The organism is Paenibacillus sp. J22P51, assembly GCF_059692215.1.
Window position 1 is genome coordinate 1 of record NZ_JCAUAZ010000016.1, and the last position, 16,114, is coordinate 16,114.

Annotated in this window: 20 protein-coding genes; 12 read left to right on the forward strand and 8 right to left on the reverse strand. The window is 49.2% G+C overall.

Translation table 11 applies throughout. The features are described 5' to 3' along the window. Window positions 1-974 precede the first annotated feature (974 nt). Window positions 975-2,318, reverse strand: coding sequence for an FAD-dependent oxidoreductase (locus AC58QC_RS24935; protein WP_497417751.1), 1,344 nt, complete (start codon window positions 2,316-2,318; stop codon window positions 975-977). Window positions 2,319-2,478: 160 nt separating this feature from the next. On the opposite strand from AC58QC_RS24935, the gene AC58QC_RS24940 reads away from it, so the two are divergent. The 3 genes from AC58QC_RS24940 (at window position 2,479) to AC58QC_RS24950 (ending at window position 5,749) form a co-directional block, all read left to right on the forward strand. Beyond that, window positions 2,479-3,510 (forward strand): LacI family DNA-binding transcriptional regulator, encoded by a 1,032-nt coding sequence (locus tag AC58QC_RS24940; RefSeq protein WP_497417752.1) that lies wholly within the window; start codon window positions 2,479-2,481, stop codon window positions 3,508-3,510. Window positions 3,511-3,712: 202 nt separating this feature from the next. Further along, entirely contained in the window at window positions 3,713-4,717 is a 1,005-nt protein-coding gene (locus AC58QC_RS24945; RefSeq protein ID WP_497417753.1) for an RluA family pseudouridine synthase, read from the forward strand. A 75-nt stretch (window positions 4,718-4,792) separates the two neighbouring features. Then, a complete protein-coding gene (locus AC58QC_RS24950; protein ID WP_497417754.1) occupies window positions 4,793-5,749 on the forward strand; it encodes a D-2-hydroxyacid dehydrogenase in 957 nt (318 codons plus the stop codon). Between the two features lie 359 nt (window positions 5,750-6,108). On the opposite strand, the gene AC58QC_RS24955 is transcribed toward AC58QC_RS24950, so the two are convergent. Next, a complete protein-coding gene (locus AC58QC_RS24955; protein ID WP_497417755.1) occupies window positions 6,109-6,951 on the reverse strand; it encodes a 1,4-dihydroxy-6-naphtoate synthase in 843 nt (280 codons plus the stop codon). 1 nt (window position 6,952) lies between these two features. After that, on the reverse strand, window positions 6,953-7,591 hold the full coding sequence (locus AC58QC_RS24960; RefSeq protein WP_497417756.1) for a futalosine hydrolase: 639 nt from the start codon (window positions 7,589-7,591) through the stop codon (window positions 6,953-6,955). Window positions 7,592-7,736: 145 nt separating this feature from the next. Here AC58QC_RS24960 and AC58QC_RS24965 point away from each other — a divergent pair, with 145 nt between their 5' ends. Then, on the forward strand, window positions 7,737-8,342 hold the full coding sequence (locus AC58QC_RS24965) for a DUF2087 domain-containing protein (RefSeq protein ID WP_497417757.1): 606 nt from the start codon (window positions 7,737-7,739) through the stop codon (window positions 8,340-8,342). Between the two features lie 157 nt (window positions 8,343-8,499). Here AC58QC_RS24965 and AC58QC_RS24970 read toward each other — a convergent pair whose 3' ends face one another. Then, window positions 8,500-9,333: an AraC family transcriptional regulator gene (locus AC58QC_RS24970; protein ID WP_497417758.1), complete on the reverse strand. Its 834-nt coding sequence runs from the start codon at window positions 9,331-9,333 to the stop codon at window positions 8,500-8,502. Between the two features lie 227 nt (window positions 9,334-9,560). On the opposite strand from AC58QC_RS24970, the gene AC58QC_RS24975 reads away from it, so the two are divergent. The 8 genes from AC58QC_RS24975 (at window position 9,561) to AC58QC_RS25010 (ending at window position 13,348) form a co-directional block, all read left to right on the forward strand. Continuing rightward, complete coding sequence (locus AC58QC_RS24975) at window positions 9,561-9,659, forward strand: YjcZ family sporulation protein (protein WP_497417759.1); 99 nt, start codon at window positions 9,561-9,563, stop codon at window positions 9,657-9,659. 135 nt (window positions 9,660-9,794) lie between these two features. Then, window positions 9,795-10,805, forward strand: coding sequence for a glycosyltransferase family 2 protein (locus tag AC58QC_RS24980; protein WP_497417760.1), 1,011 nt, complete (start codon window positions 9,795-9,797; stop codon window positions 10,803-10,805). A gap of 3 nt (window positions 10,806-10,808) precedes the next feature. Continuing rightward, entirely contained in the window at window positions 10,809-11,255 is a 447-nt protein-coding gene (locus AC58QC_RS24985; protein ID WP_497417761.1) for a GtrA family protein, read from the forward strand. Window positions 11,256-11,275: 20 nt separating this feature from the next. Beyond that, on the forward strand, window positions 11,276-11,566 hold the full coding sequence (locus tag AC58QC_RS24990; RefSeq protein WP_497270294.1) for an alpha/beta-type small acid-soluble spore protein: 291 nt from the start codon (window positions 11,276-11,278) through the stop codon (window positions 11,564-11,566). 112 nt (window positions 11,567-11,678) lie between these two features. Next, window positions 11,679-12,122: an Hsp20/alpha crystallin family protein gene (locus AC58QC_RS24995; RefSeq protein ID WP_171631165.1), complete on the forward strand. Its 444-nt coding sequence runs from the start codon at window positions 11,679-11,681 to the stop codon at window positions 12,120-12,122. 136 nt (window positions 12,123-12,258) lie between these two features. Further along, window positions 12,259-12,477: a hypothetical protein gene (locus AC58QC_RS25000; protein ID WP_497417762.1), complete on the forward strand. Its 219-nt coding sequence runs from the start codon at window positions 12,259-12,261 to the stop codon at window positions 12,475-12,477. A gap of 8 nt (window positions 12,478-12,485) precedes the next feature. After that, a complete protein-coding gene (locus AC58QC_RS25005) occupies window positions 12,486-12,974 on the forward strand; it encodes a hypothetical protein (protein ID WP_497417763.1) in 489 nt (162 codons plus the stop codon). 29 nt (window positions 12,975-13,003) lie between these two features. Then, a complete protein-coding gene (locus AC58QC_RS25010) occupies window positions 13,004-13,348 on the forward strand; it encodes a hypothetical protein (RefSeq protein ID WP_497417764.1) in 345 nt (114 codons plus the stop codon). Between the two features lie 20 nt (window positions 13,349-13,368). Here the strand turns inward: AC58QC_RS25010 and AC58QC_RS25015 are convergent, their stop codons facing one another. The 4 genes from AC58QC_RS25015 to AC58QC_RS25030 all read right to left on the reverse strand — a co-directional run bounded on the left by AC58QC_RS25015 (window position 13,369) and on the right by AC58QC_RS25030 (window position 16,067). Beyond that, window positions 13,369-13,632: a hypothetical protein gene (locus AC58QC_RS25015; protein WP_497417765.1), complete on the reverse strand. Its 264-nt coding sequence runs from the start codon at window positions 13,630-13,632 to the stop codon at window positions 13,369-13,371. Between the two features lie 17 nt (window positions 13,633-13,649). After that, window positions 13,650-13,892, reverse strand: a complete 243-nt coding sequence (locus AC58QC_RS25020; protein ID WP_477587652.1) for a spore germination protein — start codon at window positions 13,890-13,892, stop codon at window positions 13,650-13,652. Window positions 13,893-14,072: 180 nt separating this feature from the next. Next, window positions 14,073-14,396, reverse strand: coding sequence for a hypothetical protein (locus AC58QC_RS25025; RefSeq protein WP_497417766.1), 324 nt, complete (start codon window positions 14,394-14,396; stop codon window positions 14,073-14,075). A 123-nt stretch (window positions 14,397-14,519) separates the two neighbouring features. After that, window positions 14,520-16,067 (reverse strand): FAD-dependent oxidoreductase, encoded by a 1,548-nt coding sequence (locus AC58QC_RS25030; RefSeq protein WP_497417767.1) that lies wholly within the window; start codon window positions 16,065-16,067, stop codon window positions 14,520-14,522. Window positions 16,068-16,114: the final 47 nt, after the last annotated feature.

A 16,114-nucleotide genomic window follows, 5' to 3' on the forward strand; every position in this document is an offset into this window, starting at 1 on the left:
GGATTTATCCAGTCAAACACAAAATTCGGCTACTTTTCAGAGCATTCTATTGGATTTATCCAGTAGAGAGGCTCAATTAAGGCAGAAAAAATAACTTTTTTGGGGATTTGATTGGATTTATCCAGTCAAACACAAAATTCGGCTACTTTTTAGAGCATTCTATTGGATTTATCCAGTAGAGAGGCTCAATTAAGGCAGAAAAAATAACTTTTTTGGGGATTTGAATGGATTTATCCAGTCAAACACAAAATTCGGCTACTTTTCAGAGCATTCTATTGGATTTATCCAATAGAGAGGCTCAATTAAGGCAGAAAAAATAACTTTTTTGGGGATTTGAATGGATTTATCCAGTCAAACACAAAATTCAGCTACTTTTCAGAGCATTCTATTGGATTTATCCAATGAGGAGCGTGTGAGGTCAGTTAGTGGTGTGTGGATGGTGGTGGATTATTAGTCGGCTGGTGGGTTGCTGGGCTGGTGGATTGATGGGTTGATGGGTTGCTGAGTTGCTGAGTTGCTGAGTTGTTGAGTTGCTGGGTTGCTGGGTTGCTGAGTTGCTGAGTTGCTGAGTTGATGCTGGGTTGGGGGATTGCTGAGTTGATGGGTTGATGGGTTGATGGGTTGATGAGTTGATGAGTTGCTGGGCTGGTGGATTGCTGAGTTGCTGAGTTGCTGGGCTGCTGGGCTGCTGGGCTGCTGGGCTGCTGGGCTGCTGGGTTGCTGAGTTGCTGAGTTGCTGAGTTGCTGGGTTGCTGAGTTGCTGGGCTGGTGGATTGCTGAGTTGATGGGTTGATGAGTTGCTCATTTGCTGGGCTGGTGGGTTGCTGAGTTGCTGAGTTGCTGGGTTGATGGGTTGATGATTTGCTGGGCTGGTGGATTGCTGAGTTCGTGGGAAGGTACGGTTGGAGGGCAGGTTGGGGGAACTCACATTGAAAAACCCCAGCGTCACGCAGGACGCTGGGGTTCTCTACTATCTACTTCAACAAAGCCCCATCCTTCTCGAGAACGGCCTGGAGCTCGGCAACGTTAATCTCAGCTGGAAGCACGCCGTGCTTAACAGCGAGCCCTGCTGCGGAACCTGCGGCTTGGCCCGTAGCCATGCAGCTTGGCGTGAGGCGCGTAGTCGCGAGCGCTTCATGCGTGGTGGAGATGCAGCGACCTGCGGTGAGCAGGTTTTCGATTTTTTGCGGCAGCAGGCAGCGGTAAGGGATGTCGTAGGCGCCGTCGCCTTTGACCCAGGCTGCGGTTACGCCTTTGCCGGAAGGATCGTGGATATCGATCGGATAGCCGCTGCGCGCAATAACGTCATCAAAATGACGGCCTTGCACGACATCATCCACTTGCAGCGCATACTGGCCATCAATCCGGCGCGTTTCACGGATACCAATTTGTGCGCCGACGTTGGAGATGGAGGCTTTTTCAAAGCCGGGTAAGTTATTTCTCATAAACTCAGCGACCATCAACACCTGCTTACGACCAAGCTCCTCAGCCACAGTCAAATCCTCGACATTGGTGCCATCCAACCCCTGCACACGCGTGGTATTGACCAGTACTTCGTCGTCCTCAGGACCTGTGAAGAACAGCACTTGATCGCGATTGATCGGAAGATTCGCTTCCTTCCAGTGTTTAAAATAGCCTAGCACACCAGATAGAGGGAGATCAGCGAGCTCGGAGAAAGGCGTCTTTTTATAAAACTCATCCGGATGATCGATCATGTATTGTTTCACGGCAGGCAGATTCACACCGCGCATTCTGAATTTCATGGTCATAGGCTGTGTCGCTTTATCGCCATCGCGCCCTTTCAAGCACGGAGCACCCGATAAGTAAGCCAAATCAGCGTCGCCTGTCGTATCAATGAACACTTTGCCGCTTACATCAATTCTGCCGGACTTGGACGTTAGCTGCACTGATTGAATGCGATTGTCCACGGTCTCAACATGGTCTACAAAGCTATGGAAAAGCAGCTTAACGCCCGCCTCCTTCAACATATCGACTGCCAAAACCTTATAAATCTCTGGGTGGTAAGGCGTAATGGTATTCACGAATCCGACGGTATCCCGAAGATGTCCTGGGGATGCGTTCATCGCCATGAGGCGGTCAATGATTTCTTGCGCGAGACCCGCAATGACTTGCTTGCCATCTGTTGTATGAAACGTCATCCAAGGATACACTAGCGCAGCGGTCGACATCCCGCCAATAAAGCCGTATTTCTCTATTAAAACGGTTTTGGCCCCGCTTCGACCTGCAGCAATCGCTGCGTTAACACCCGCCGGCCCTCCCCCTACAACAACCACATCTGCTTCTATTTGTTTGATCATCTGACTTCGCTCCCTTAGCTAATTTGTTTTGTGTCTCACTTGCCTCTTCCATGCCTTGCTTCTCTCTATAGTGTAGTTTAAAAACAACCTTCTTTTTAGTTTAAATTTAGTTTAAAATTGGAGGTACAGAACGTTCAAGAAAAGAGGACAACTCAGACGTATGCGCAAACGAATTACGCTCCACGACTTGGCTGACCAGCTAGGCTTAACGATACAAACGGTGTCCAAAGCGCTGCGTGGACTGCCCGGCATGTCAGAGCAGACACGAAGTGAAGTTTTCAAACTGGCACGCGAGCTTGGCTATATGACCAAAGATCAGAAACAAACGCTGCAGCAGGATCTCATTTCTCCTTATCCCACCCAGCAGCGCAGATTCGTGCTCGTCCAGAACAAGCAATCGTTGAACTTCAATCGCCTACTGCTGCAAGGCTTGCATGAACGCTTCATGGAATTTGGTCACACCGTACAACCTCTACTTATGCCGCCCAAGCTTAAGCCATCACAATTTGACGACTGGGCGGAGGAGCAAGGATTGTTATATGCTGAGGGGGTGTTTATAGCACCTAGGATGAATTGGGATCTGTTGGAGCAAAAACTGTTAGAGCTGCAGCTCCCACGGATTTTGTTGAATTTTCCGCCGCCGGAGTCCAAGGTCGACAGTGTCATTTGGGATGTATATGAGGCTGTCCATCAAGCAGTGCGAAGGCTCGTTCGAATGGGCCACAGGAACATCCTTTATGTAGGTGATACGAAGGATCAACGCGGATTCGTTATCCGTTGGCAGGCTTTCACCGAAGCGATGAAAGAAGCTGGGGTGGCGGTTGTTACACAGGAACATGCGATAGAGCGAGACGGTTCGGAGGGGTGGTTGGCGGATTTTGAGCAAAAATATCTGCTGCGTCAGCCAACGGCAGTGATTTGCGGCATTGATGAGGAAGCTGCGCCTGTCTATCATACGCTTCGCCGCTTAGGTGTGAACGTACCACAGCAATGCTCGCTGGTTGCGCTGCTGAATGAGCAAAGCAACACGCTGCCGCTCTGTTCTCGCCCCCTGCTGCCGATTCGAGAGGCTGGCTATCGCGCAGCGGATCGCATGCTATGGCGGATTGCGAATCCGCATTTACCTTTTGAGCATGTACGGCTGCAGGGAGATTTTTTTACGGGCAGTACGATTCAGAGGTTGCAGGGTTAGGCGTCTAGTGCGTAGTTCAGAGAAACCCCTAGCCCCAACCGGTGCCGAGGGAACCTAGAGGGCAGACTTTTACGACTCTTGACGAACAATGTTCTTGAAGGAGCTTCGCTCCAAGCATTTCATTTGCTTTTACGAACGTGGTATATTGAAGGTCTAATGATCTGACCGGAAGGTAAGCGATCGCAAGAGGAGGTCTTTTTAAATGCAGAAGAAACCAGGTTCACGTCCAAAATCCAACCCTAGCCATAAACCCAAATTCGGTTCTCATAAACCACAGGGCCAGCCAGCGCAAACAGCAAAAGTGAGCCAAGAGACGAGCACCCGCCAGTATACGGTGAAGGAGCCTATCGAGCTGCTGCCCTTTTTGTTAGAAAAGCTATCGAGCTTAGGCCGGAATGCTGTAAAAGCGATTCTCGCTCGCGGACAAGTCGCAGTGAATGGCAAAGCGGTAACTGCTTATAATTACCCTTTACAACCTGAGATGACTGTCACGATTAACAAGGATAAAGTCGTAGAGGATATCCCGCTGGCAGGCATGACGATTTTGCACGAAGATAACGATGTTATTGTGATTCAAAAGGATGCTGGCCTACTATCCATCGCGACGGATTCGCAGGAAAATCAGATTACAGCCTATCGCCAGCTCACGGCGCATGTGCGGAATCATGATCCGAAGGCGCGGATTTTCGTTGTTCATCGACTAGATCGGGATACATCTGGCGTCATGATGTTTGCCAAAAACGAACAAGCACAGCAGCATCTGCAAAATACTTGGCAAGAGAGCGTCAAGGAGCGGACGTACGTTGCGCTAGTGGAAGGTATGGTGCGCAAGCCAGAGGGTACGATTTCTTCATGGCTCAAGGAGCACGCCAAATCGCTCAAAATGTTCTCCACACCGTACCCTAACGATGGACAGCATGCAGTCACGCATTACAAAACGCTGCAAGCGAACAAGAGCTTCTCACTGCTTGAGGTGAACTTGGAGACTGGCCGTAAAAACCAGATTCGTGTACATATGCAGGATATCGGACATCCGGTTGCTGGCGATAAAAAGTACGGCTCCAAATCGAAGGAGATCAATCGACTTGGTTTGCATGCGCGTGTGCTAGCCTTTTTGCACCCGACGACTGGCAAGTTAATGCGTTTTGAGACGCATATTCCGAAGGTGTTTTTAAACCCTTTTAAAGAGCCCGGTGTGAAGAAATAATAAAGAGTAGCATCAACTTCTGGGACGCGCCTTCATTTACAAATTTATTATGAGTGAAAAATAGGGAGTAAATCGATGAACATTGTTGTACTTGATGGTTACACTTTAAATCCGGGTGACCTGGATTGGAGCGGCTTTGAAGGTTTGGGTGAGCTAGTGGTCTACGATCGGACCGCTGAGTCCGAAATCATTGAGCGTGCCGCTAACGCAGACATCGTGCTGACGAATAAAACGCCTCTCTCCGCTCAAACCCTTGGACTGCTGCCCAAGCTGCGATATGTCGGTGTTTTGGCGACTGGCTACAATATTGTAGATGTTCAAGCTGCGAAGGAGAAAGGCATTCTCGTTACGAATGTTCCTGCTTACAGCACGCATTCCGTGGCTCAGTTGGTTTTTGCTCTGGTGTTGGAATTCTGCCATCGGGTGCAGCGCCATAGCGACAGTGTGCTTCAGGGGGATTGGGCGACGTCGATCGATTTCAGCTACAGCAGGTCCCCGCTCGTGGAGTTAAGCGGTCAAACAATGGGACTGGTCGGACTAGGTCAAATCGGTAAGCAAACGGCAATCATCGCACAAGCGATGGGCATGAAGGTCATTGCTGCAGGCAGCGGACGTAGTGTGCCACAGCCTGTGGATGGTATTGAATGGGTATCACTTGAGGAGCTGCTACAGCGCGCAGATGTGGTTAGTCTCCATTGTCCGCTGACACCAGCGACGAATGAGCTGATAAACGCGGAGCGGATCGCTTTGATAAAGCCGTCTGCCATTCTGATCAATACAGCTAGAGGTGGACTGCTTAACGAGGCGGACGTGGCGCAAGCTTTGAATGAAGGTCGCCTCGCTGGGGCAGGACTTGACGTCCTGACGATTGAACCGCCGAAGCCAGATAATCCTTTGCTGCATGCGCAGAATGTGATTATTACGCCGCATATTGCTTGGGCCACGAAGGAAGCGAGAGCTAGGTTGATGGCTGTTGCGAGCAGTAATGCGCGTGGGTTTGTAGAAGGTCGGCCGGTGAATGTGATTGGGTAGGTTTGGGAGAGAGCCGGCTTGAAATTCGTGGATTTGGGATTTTTAAATATCTGTAGTGATGAATTTCATCACTACAGCAGGGAAAAATCACTTACAATCCGCTGTAGTGGTGTTTTTCATCACTAAAGCTTGAGAATTCGTGGATTTTGAGCTTTTCCGTGACTGTAGTGATGCATTTCATCACTACAGCGATCAAATCTCTCTTCCAAGCCGCTGTAGTGATGTTTTTCATCACTATGGCGGGGAAAATCGGGTATGCTTACTTATCATAAGGTTACAAAAAAAGCTGTCTTTCCGTGTAGATTTCATCTACGGAATAGACAGCTTTTTGTGTTCCTTCGGATACTCCATATCCAAAGCTATTTCAGTAAGGCCGCATAATCCATCTGCGGCACAAGACCTGTCTCAGCAGCCCGCTGGAGCAAGGTCAAGACGGCGCCATAGCCGCTCTCGCCGAGATCAGCGGTGAACTCGTTGACGTACAGGTCGATGTGCTGCCGCGCGACCTGTGGGTCCATCTCCTGCGCGTGCTGCATGACGTAGTCGCGCGAAGCTTCCGGATGCGCCCACGCGTATTCAACCGAGGCGCGAGCCCAGCCAGCGAGCGCCTCTAGATCCATGGTGCGCCGAGCAATGATGGCGCCCAGCGGAATTGGCAGCCCGGTGTCGGACTCCCACCAGCTGCCTAGATCCGTTAGAAGCGCCAACCCGTACGACGGGTAAGTGAATCGCGCTTCATGAATGACCAGGCCGGCATCGATGAGGCCGTCCCGCACAGCGGGCATGATCTCGTGGAACGGCATGACCACGATTTCGCCTACGCCGCCGGGCACGTTCTGTTCCGCCCATAGGCGGAACAGTAAGTACGCGGTCGAGCGCTCACTTGGCACGGCGACACGGCGGCCGCTAAGGGCAGCCGGGTCAGCCGTAAAGCCGTCGCTTGGCTGCGTCAGCACAAGCGGTCCACAGCCACGGCCCAAGGCGCCGCCGCAGGGCAGCAGGGCGTAGTCCTTCAGCACCCATGGGAGTGCTGCGTAGGAGATCTTGAGCACGTCGGGGCCGCTGCCTTCGGCAGCCAGACGGTTTGTTATATCGATGTCCGCATAGAGGACATCAAGCTCTGGTGCGCCTGGGATTAAGCCATGTGCCCAGGCATGGAACACAAAGGTATCGTTCGGACATGGTGAGAACGCTATTTTCATTTTAAAGCACCTCCGCTAAGACTGAACCTGCTGCTTCTAAAGCTTTCAATGCATCACCGATCCGCCAGGCGTCTCGGTCTCGCGGCCCGACCGCGTTGGAGATCGCGCGGATCTCCAATACAGGCACGCCGCGCTGCTGCGCAGCTGTCGCAATGCCGAAGCCTTCCATGGCTTCGGCGGCAGCGCCAGGCACGCGCGCAGCCAACGCAGCGGCGGTTGCCGCTGTGCCGGTGGCCGTGGCCACCGTGAGCACCGGCGCCGCTTGCGCCTGCAGGCCGGCGGCTTGCAGTGCCGCCGTCACCCGCTGGGCTAAGTCGGCAGCAACGCTGATACGCGTTGAGCCGAAGCCCAGCTCGTCCAAGCTGCTGAAGCCATCCAGCAGTTCGACGCCAAGATCGGCGGCGATAATTTCGCTCGCGATAACAAGCGAGCCGACGTTCGCTTGACCCACGAAGCCGCCTGCAATGCCGGCGATGATCAATAAGTCATAGTCGGCTTTAGCCAACTCTAGGACTCCATTCACTGCTGCAGCGGCAAGACCTACGCCAGCTAATGCATATTCGAATCTGCTATCCTGACCAATACCGCGTTGAATGGCATCTCGTTCAGGAGCGACTGCTGTCATGACAAGTATTCGCATCTTTTTCCCCTTAAGCTTTGACTTCTATACTCATATTTTACATGACCACTGTCCAGAAGGAAACTTTCGTACTTGACACGTTCATCTAATTTAAATATCATCTAATTAAATAGTTATCTAATCACTTTATAAAGGAGCTCACTGCATGCAATTGGATAAAATCATCACCTATCACAAAGCACTGTCCGATGCGACGCGTATTCGTATGCTCATCTTGTTAGCGGACGGCGAGTCTAATGGGCAAGCTCTCGCTGAGAAGCTGGGTGTGACGCCTGCAACCATTACCCATCACGCCTCCAAACTTCGCGAAGCCAACTTGATTCATGAGCGTCGAGACAAAAATACAATTTATTTCACATTAAATGGTGCCTTCATACGCAGTCATGGTCAGGCAACTGCTGACCTCATTTTCAAAAATAAAAAGGAGGTTCCCGCTTCTATGGAAACAGCAGACAAAAATTCAAGTCTCAAGCAGTCCGTTCTAAGGAACTTTTTTACCCACGAGGGCAAGCTCAAGCACATTCCGGCACAGCTTAAGAAAAAGCTTATTGTTCTCGAGCATCTGGTTAACGAGCTTGAAAAAGGGCGCTCCTACGCTGAAAAGGACCTTAACACCTTCCTCAAAAACTTACATCCGGATTTTGCTACTTTGCGCCGTGAGTTGATTATGCACCAGTTTATGTTTCGAGAAAGTGAAGTCTACGAGTTGAACCCTAGGGAAATGTGGGCGAAGTGGGAAACCTTATCGTAGATAGCACCCGAATAACTTTAACTGGAAAAATTCCAGCTATTTCGGGCATTCCTTCGCATTTTTGGCCTATAAATGGAAAAAATCCAGTTAAATGCCAGATGATTGCCAAATAGAAGGTCTTTCGCCAAGCAGAAAGTAGTTTTCGGTAATCGAAAACTTAACCTTCCTGATCTGATAAAATAATGACGTTCCTCTCCTGCAGTCTACCCTTGTGCTCGGCAAGCCGCAACAGCCACTTCTTGTATTCTGTCGGTGTAATGCCGAGGCACCTCTTAAATTCCTTGGAAAAGTGCGCATAATTATAATAGCCGAACTGGGCCATACAACTCGGAATGTCCACCGTCGGATTGAAGAAAATTTGGAGCCGAGCCAAATTAAATCGGGACACGGAATTTAATCGCTTTGGAGACATGCCAACGAGCTCCGAACAGATCCGTTCAAAATGCCGCTGAGAGTAACCGCTCTCGGCTACGCTGACGGGAACATCCTGCTCCATCGGTGTTCGGTATAGCTTGGACAAAATATTAATCATCGCAGCATGTTTGGTTTCTGGTTGAAGATGACGATACAAATAGGCCGTCAAAATAGCGATACCCTCGTCAAAATCTGCTTCTGCCAACTTAGCAACTAGCTCCATAAGCTCATGTTCGGGAAATAAGTCAGCTAGCGGAAGAAATCTGTCTCTGAGCATTCTATTATCCATCTCTTTGAATGCATGCAACCCCCAAGGCAGCAGACGTACACCGAATACACGGATGGGACCTTCTGCCGATAGCAGATGATAGTGCGAAAGCGTACCTATAAAAAACGCCTTCGGCATCACTTGTCCACCTGTGGAATAATCGGCTCCAAAATGGAAGATCAGCTCTTGGCAGCCATCTGGCCACATGGTTTCTCCCTCTTCCGCCGCGCTGTAATCCCGCTCCAAGTACCAATAACATTTAATATATCGTTGTAAGGTATCATCCGGTTGACGTTCATCGTAACGCATGTGTTTGATTGCCTCCTCCCTTTGAATGTGAACTCCTTATCTCGTTCGTTCTGCCAACTAGTAAAACCTGAGTTTGGGGTCCTATGAAGTGCCTTTGTCGGGCGCCTGTGGTGCAGGGGTGCTGCAAGTTGGACACGTTGCCCAATAATTATTACGCACACAGGGCATTCATCCATACAACCTCTAGATGAATGACATATAGTAATTTTGTGAAGGGAGGGATTAACATGAGTTGTGGTTACGGTACTGGTTCTAGCGCTGCTGTAGTCCTCGTTCTATACGTCCTCTTGGTTATCGTTCTTGCTACTTTCGGATTTGGTTGGTAATATATAGTGCATCATGGCGGCTTGGGACGATGATTTCTGTCCCGGCCGCTTACTTTTTTTAGCCCTTTTAGCTATAATTAAATCTTAAGCTATATAATTTCATCTACTACCTATTCAGGACGGAGACGAGGTATTGTGTCTAAACCGATTTTGACCATTGTGGTCCCTTGTTATAACGAAGAAGAAGTACTCCCGGAAACGGTATTTCAGCTTAGTGAAGTGTTAGATTCTTTAATTACGGAACAACTGATTGCCCAGGGTAGTACCGTGCTTTTTGTTGACGATGGCAGTAAAGATGCAACTTGGCCTCTGATTGAGCGTTTCCACCTCTCCAATCCATTCGTTTCGGGGCTTAAGCTTGCGAAAAATGCCGGTCATCAAAGCGCCTTACTTGCCGGGCTAATGAAAGCGAAAGCGTATTCGGATTGTGTCGTTTCCATCGATGCTGATCTTCAAGATGATACAGGAGTCATTCGTGAATTTCTCGTTAAATTCCATGAAGGCTACGACATTGTCTACGGCATTCGTCAGGATCGCTCAGCAGATACCATTTTCAAGCGAGCTACAGCGCAAGGCTTCTATAAACTCATGACATCTCTCGGTGTGAAAATACATTACAATCATGCAGATTTCCGCTTAATGAGCAAACGCACGCTGGATAATTTGGAGAAATTTCAAGAGGTTAACTTATTCCTCCGCGGCTTAGTCCCTCTGCTAGGATTTCCCTCCACACAGGTCTATTATGACCGAAAAGAAAGATTTGCTGGTGAATCCAAATATCCACTGCGCAAAATGCTGGCTTTTGCCTTCGATGGTATCACCTCATTCAGTGTAACTCCGATACGTTTCGTCACAGTCATGGGCTTTCTCCTCTTCGCATTGAGCGTAGTAGCTGCTATTTATGCGATTGTAGGCAAGTTCCTAGGCGCGAACGTCACCGGCTGGACATCACTGGTACTCTCGGTTTGGTTCATTGGCGGAGTGCAGCTCCTTGCTATCGGTTTGATCGGCGAATACATAGGTAAAATTTATAAAGAAGTGAAGCAGCGTCCCCTATTTGTTATCGAAAAGGAATTGACGGAGCAGGCTCAGAATACGGAAGCTGTCACATTGCAGACGATCCAACCTGCCAAAGCTAGGCGGTAACGGATGACTTCCATAACATCCTTATTAACAGGCAGCTTCGCGCGTTTCTTACTCGTTGGCGTGTTGAATACCTTGGTTGGCTTGTCCGCCAGCTTTGCTCTCTTTAACTTATTGGATCTTAACTATTGGGTGTCGACCTTTGGAGGGAATACAATCGGTGCCGTGGTGAGTTACGTGCTTAATCGTTCGTTTACTTTCCGCTCGAAAGCGAGCATTGGCAGCAGTTGGTGGAAGTTCGGACTTGTCATTCTTGTCTGCTACGGTTTCTCCTATGGGATCAGCTGGCTTCTTGCCGAAGCTCTAGGATCCTACCTGACCAATGCCAGTACGAGTTGGCTCCATAATGGTGCTATTCTGGTTGGCAATGGCTTGTACACGATTGGCAATTATGTCGGGCATAAATATTTCACTTTCCGTACTCATGATCTGAAAAGTGACAGGGCATCCTAACGCCTAAGAGGTGATAGACGATGTCACGAAGAAGAAGAAACCGGGCCATGGTGCCCGGATCCGAGCATGGCTTAGGGCTTCTTAAAGCTCACGTCATGCAAAACCAAGGTTATGCCGTTAATCCAGAACGACCTGATCTAGTGAAATATGAGGTAGCACGCACGCTCGGAGTTCCCTTGCAGCAAGGCTATAATGGGCAACTTAGCTCAGAAGACGCAGGCAGGGTCGGCGGTCCAATCGGAGGAGCCATGGTGAAGGAGCTCGTACGCATGGCGCAGCAGCAGCTAGCGAATCAGCGGCCTCCACAGTAGTAAACATGTCCTGAATGAATGAGTCAGCCATAATCCGCCTCGTGAGCACATAAACTAGTAGCAAGCTGCTTGCAGCTCTACTTTTAATGGTGAAGTCAGGTGATGATGGCAGATGAATCCTCCAGGCAACCGTTCGTCAAAGCCCGATTGGAAAGGACTCTCGGCGCAAGCCGGCGATGTGCTGGGCCCCGAGTTCTGGCAGGACATTGCCAGTATTATTCCGCTAACCGGACCAAGAGTTGATATGTATGAGACGCCACAGGAGCTCGTTGTCGTCGCTGAGGTGCCAGGACTGTCGTCCCCTGAGAACATTCAGCTCTCTTTTCGCGACCAATCCCTCCTCATCCGAGGCATGCTCGTTCGTCCTTATCAGGTCAGTGATGAGCAAATGCGGCTGTCTGAGCGTTATTTTGGCACATTTGAGCGAGCGATCCGCTTACCTGGCAGAGCTTTGACTGATCAGATGCGAGCGCAGTATCATAATGGTTTGCTTATTATCCGCATACCGCTTGCTCCTCCAGATGGCGAGAAGGTCATCCCTATACAGTTTACGTAACATGAAAGATTACCGATTCCACCTCATGGGGAGCACGGTGATCTTTTTGTTTTGCAAAAAAAGAAATGATTCTGCGTTTGTCCCCATATAAATAAAGGGAGGTCTTTGCGAAATTGAGGATTTGGAGGGAATGACGATGGTTCGGATTCAATTTCAATCCATTCATATCGATGACATAAGCCAGAACGCCAGCGTAAACAAGGGTACCAATCGGATCAGCGGAAGGCGGCATTCAGCCAAGACGAATCAAGGGATCGGTGAATTGACAGGAGATCACAATGCGGTGTTGGGCGGGAAGCATACGGTTCTAGATAATGATACGTTTGATTTTAAACCGAATACACGAAAGAGCTGACTCTGCCTATGTGGTTTCAAAAAAAGAAAGCGTCGCCGCCTGGATCACCTTCCATACCTCCAAAAGGGTCATCTCCTATAAGAAACGAGACTGTTTCGTCTTCCGTACATACGCAAACCGTCCACTTATTGGAACAACGGCTGCGAAAGCTCGAAGATCAGTTGGCCGACCTTACTGCCAAGCACCCGCGCATTCATATCGATAACCTTCACGTCCATCAGCCTGTTCTCGAAAATTTGACCTTTCGACTCGATCAGCTCGATATTAAGGAACTGAGCGGCTCATTGAATTTAGGAAACAATTTCGGCGCTAAGCCAAATGGTAAAACGCAGGATGAAGCTGTAGATAAGGCTTTCCAGCGTTCACAGGTGACGAAAGAGTCGCAACCAAAGAGCTCTACAAACGGTCTCTCGCATTCATCGCCAGCTCAAGAAGGTACAGGACCTGAGCGAACCTCAACCGGCTACCGCTACACACCGCCCCAAACAAAAGCGTAATGATGAGGTGATTTACGGTGTCTTCTTTCATGTCTCCGACATTTATTATTGGCTCCATCCGTATTGGGTCCGTGGAAAGTGCCTCCTGCATCAATATGGGAAATAATTGGCCAACCGATTTTCAAAGCAATCAAAAAACGGTTCAAGGCTTTGGCGCCGTCGAAGGGGATCATAATCAGTTGGTGGGTACCCGCTCCATGCTGAACGATTCGGATTTCCTTGATATGCTCAATGTGGGTGATAACGAAACACCGGAGTGGCTGCAGGAGATGATTACCTCGCAAGCACAGACATCGGGCTTCACTACGTCATCAGTCGGGACAGCAGCAGCTCCGACAGAAACAACGACACAAGCTCCGCAAACAGCCGATTAAGACTGTCGCGGAGCTTTTTTTCAAACACGACCAATGATCAAATCACCCTTGGTATACGGCGCATCGATAATATCGTTATCGTAAACGGTGTTCATATTGTTCCACACCAGGTTATGTTCACCACTCACTTCACCAATGCCGCTATTGCTTTTACTGCTTGTTGTCCAATTCACCTGAGCATTCGTGCCAATGAAAATGCCTGACCCATTGGATATCGAGATCACGTGAATAGCATCAAATTGTATCAGTGGCGGGTCTAACGGACCGGGCAGCAGTTTCTGCATCGCCTACACCCCTTCACCTAAACTTGATTGGTCACGGCTGGTTTGAAGTCCTGATCATTAATTGGTGCATCGATAAAGTCATTATCAAAGATGGTATTGACGAAGTTGCAGGCGATCGAATTACCGATGAATTCGCCGGTGCCGTAATTGTTTTTACTATGAGAATCCCAGCTGGATTGTGCATTCTCTCCGATCCCGATCGTTGCATTCGTATTCTGATTATTAATATTGATCATGTTAAACACGATGGAACTCGGCATGCTGCTCACTCCTGTCCGCGGTTGGTTCCAGAGCTTCTCCCCGATGTACGGGGCATCATCTGTAAACCTGTATGTTAGCCTATTCAGGGGGCTGCCGATTGGTGCGGGCCTCTTTATTTTGTTTCTAAAACAACAAAAAACTCTTCCCTAGAAGGAAAGAGTTTTCGATTTCGATCATTCTCAGAACCAGAGTCCTGGACCACCGAAGCCAAAGCCACCGCCATACGGATAACCACCAAAGCCGCCGCCAAAGCCATAACCACCAAAGCCACCGCCGAAACCACCATATGCATAAGGTGCTGTGCCAATCGCCAACAGATCAAATAGTACCAACGGGATAATCGCTTTAACTTGCACTTTTTTGCCCTTTTGAGGAGCAACAATCAACGTGTTACCGCTGATCCGCACCAATTTGCCTGTTACTTGTGTACCATCTTTCTTAACAGCCAAAATGTCTTTCCCGATCAATTTACGAACATCTTCTTTACGAATTCTGGATGCCACGAACGTCCACCTCCTTCACCCAACAGAGATACATTGCTCTACAGTGTATGGCTATTGGGGGAACATCGCATGGATAGCTGTCCATTTTCATGCAAAAATACGCTCATGTCCTGAGGGGACTAATTACTCTACTGGCAGTTTGGTAAGCGCCTTTTTCGCAGGCCCTTCAATCACATCACCTTGAAAGGAATATCTGGAGCCATGGCATGGGCAATCCCATGTTCGCTCCGCATCGTTCCACTCGACTTCACACCCCAAATGGGTACAAGTCGTATCAACCACGTGAAGCTGCCCACCCGGCTCTCGATAAGCGCCAGCTCTCTTGCCCTTCACGCGAACGACTGAGCCTTCATCTGGCGACAGCTCTTCTGGCTGCTTATGCAGCAAATCAAACTTTCCAGCTACAAAATGCTTCGCGACATTCGCGTTCTGCATGACAAATGTCTTGATGCTTGGATCAGCATGGAAACGATGCGGTGTGAATACTTCTTCGTAGGGGCTTTGCTCCCCGAGGATTAATTTCGTATTCAGCATTGCCGCTACCATGCTGTTCGTCATCCCCCATTTGCGATAGCCAGTCGCCATGAGGAGATGAGGCGCATCAGAGAATTGCTGCCCTATATAGGGCATTTTGTCTAATGTGAACACATCTTGCGCCGACCAACGGTACAGAATCTCTTGGAGTCCGAACGTCTCCTCACCGAACTTCTGTAGATTTTCATAATACTGATGGGTGCATAAGCCTTGCCCCGTCTTATGCCCCTCGCCGCCAATCAGAACCGCAGGCTCCCCATGAATGGTGACAGCTCGGAGAGACCGAGTTGGCTGCTCCACGTTGATGTACATCCCGCCAGGGAAAGCTTTCTCCGTGCGTGCAGCGATCACATACGACTTCTCTGCATGCAGACGAGTAAAGTAAGCGCCTTTGAAATCGTTGAATGGGTAGTGGGAAGCTGTGACCACATAATTGCAAGTGACCTGATGTCCTTGCTTTGTTGTGACAATAGATGGCTTATCATGAGTTGCACCCACGACTGTAGTTCCTTCATAAATTTGGCCACCCAGCTGGGTAATCTCCTGAATGAGTCGGATCAGATAGGGCACAGGATTGAACCTAGCTTGCGCCCTTATTCTGATGGCTGCTTTCGTCTCGAAAGGCAGAGGGGTTGATTCCAGATAATCACCAATGATGTGCAATTCCCCATATGCCATGTATTCGTCTTGTAGTTGTTTTAAATAAGCATCATCACTCGTATATAGATAAGCATCTTCTTCGGTAAATTGGCACTCGATGCCGAGCTCATTAACCGTTTGTTTGATGAGCATCAGTGCTTCGTGATTTGCCTCATAATAGAGGCGAGTCTTCTCCTCTCCAAAATGGGAAAGAAACTCATGATAAATAAGTCCATGCTGCGTGGTAACTTTAGCGGTGGTATGTCCTGTCGTACCTTCGAGGATAGGACCTGCATTTAGAACAATGACCTTAACGCCTCTCTTGGCGAGTAAATACGCCGTTGTGATCCCAGTAATACCTGCACCAATGACGACTACATCGGTTTTCAGATCAGTTGTCAGGCTGGTAAACTGAGGGATCTTGTCCACAGAGTCGAGCCAGAATGATTGTGGAAATTGTGGTAAAGTAACAGGGGAACCCTCTCCGTGTTGAGTCAATTTCGCGCTCTCCTTTTGTTCCAATTTCTACCTATTTTGTCCTTGTT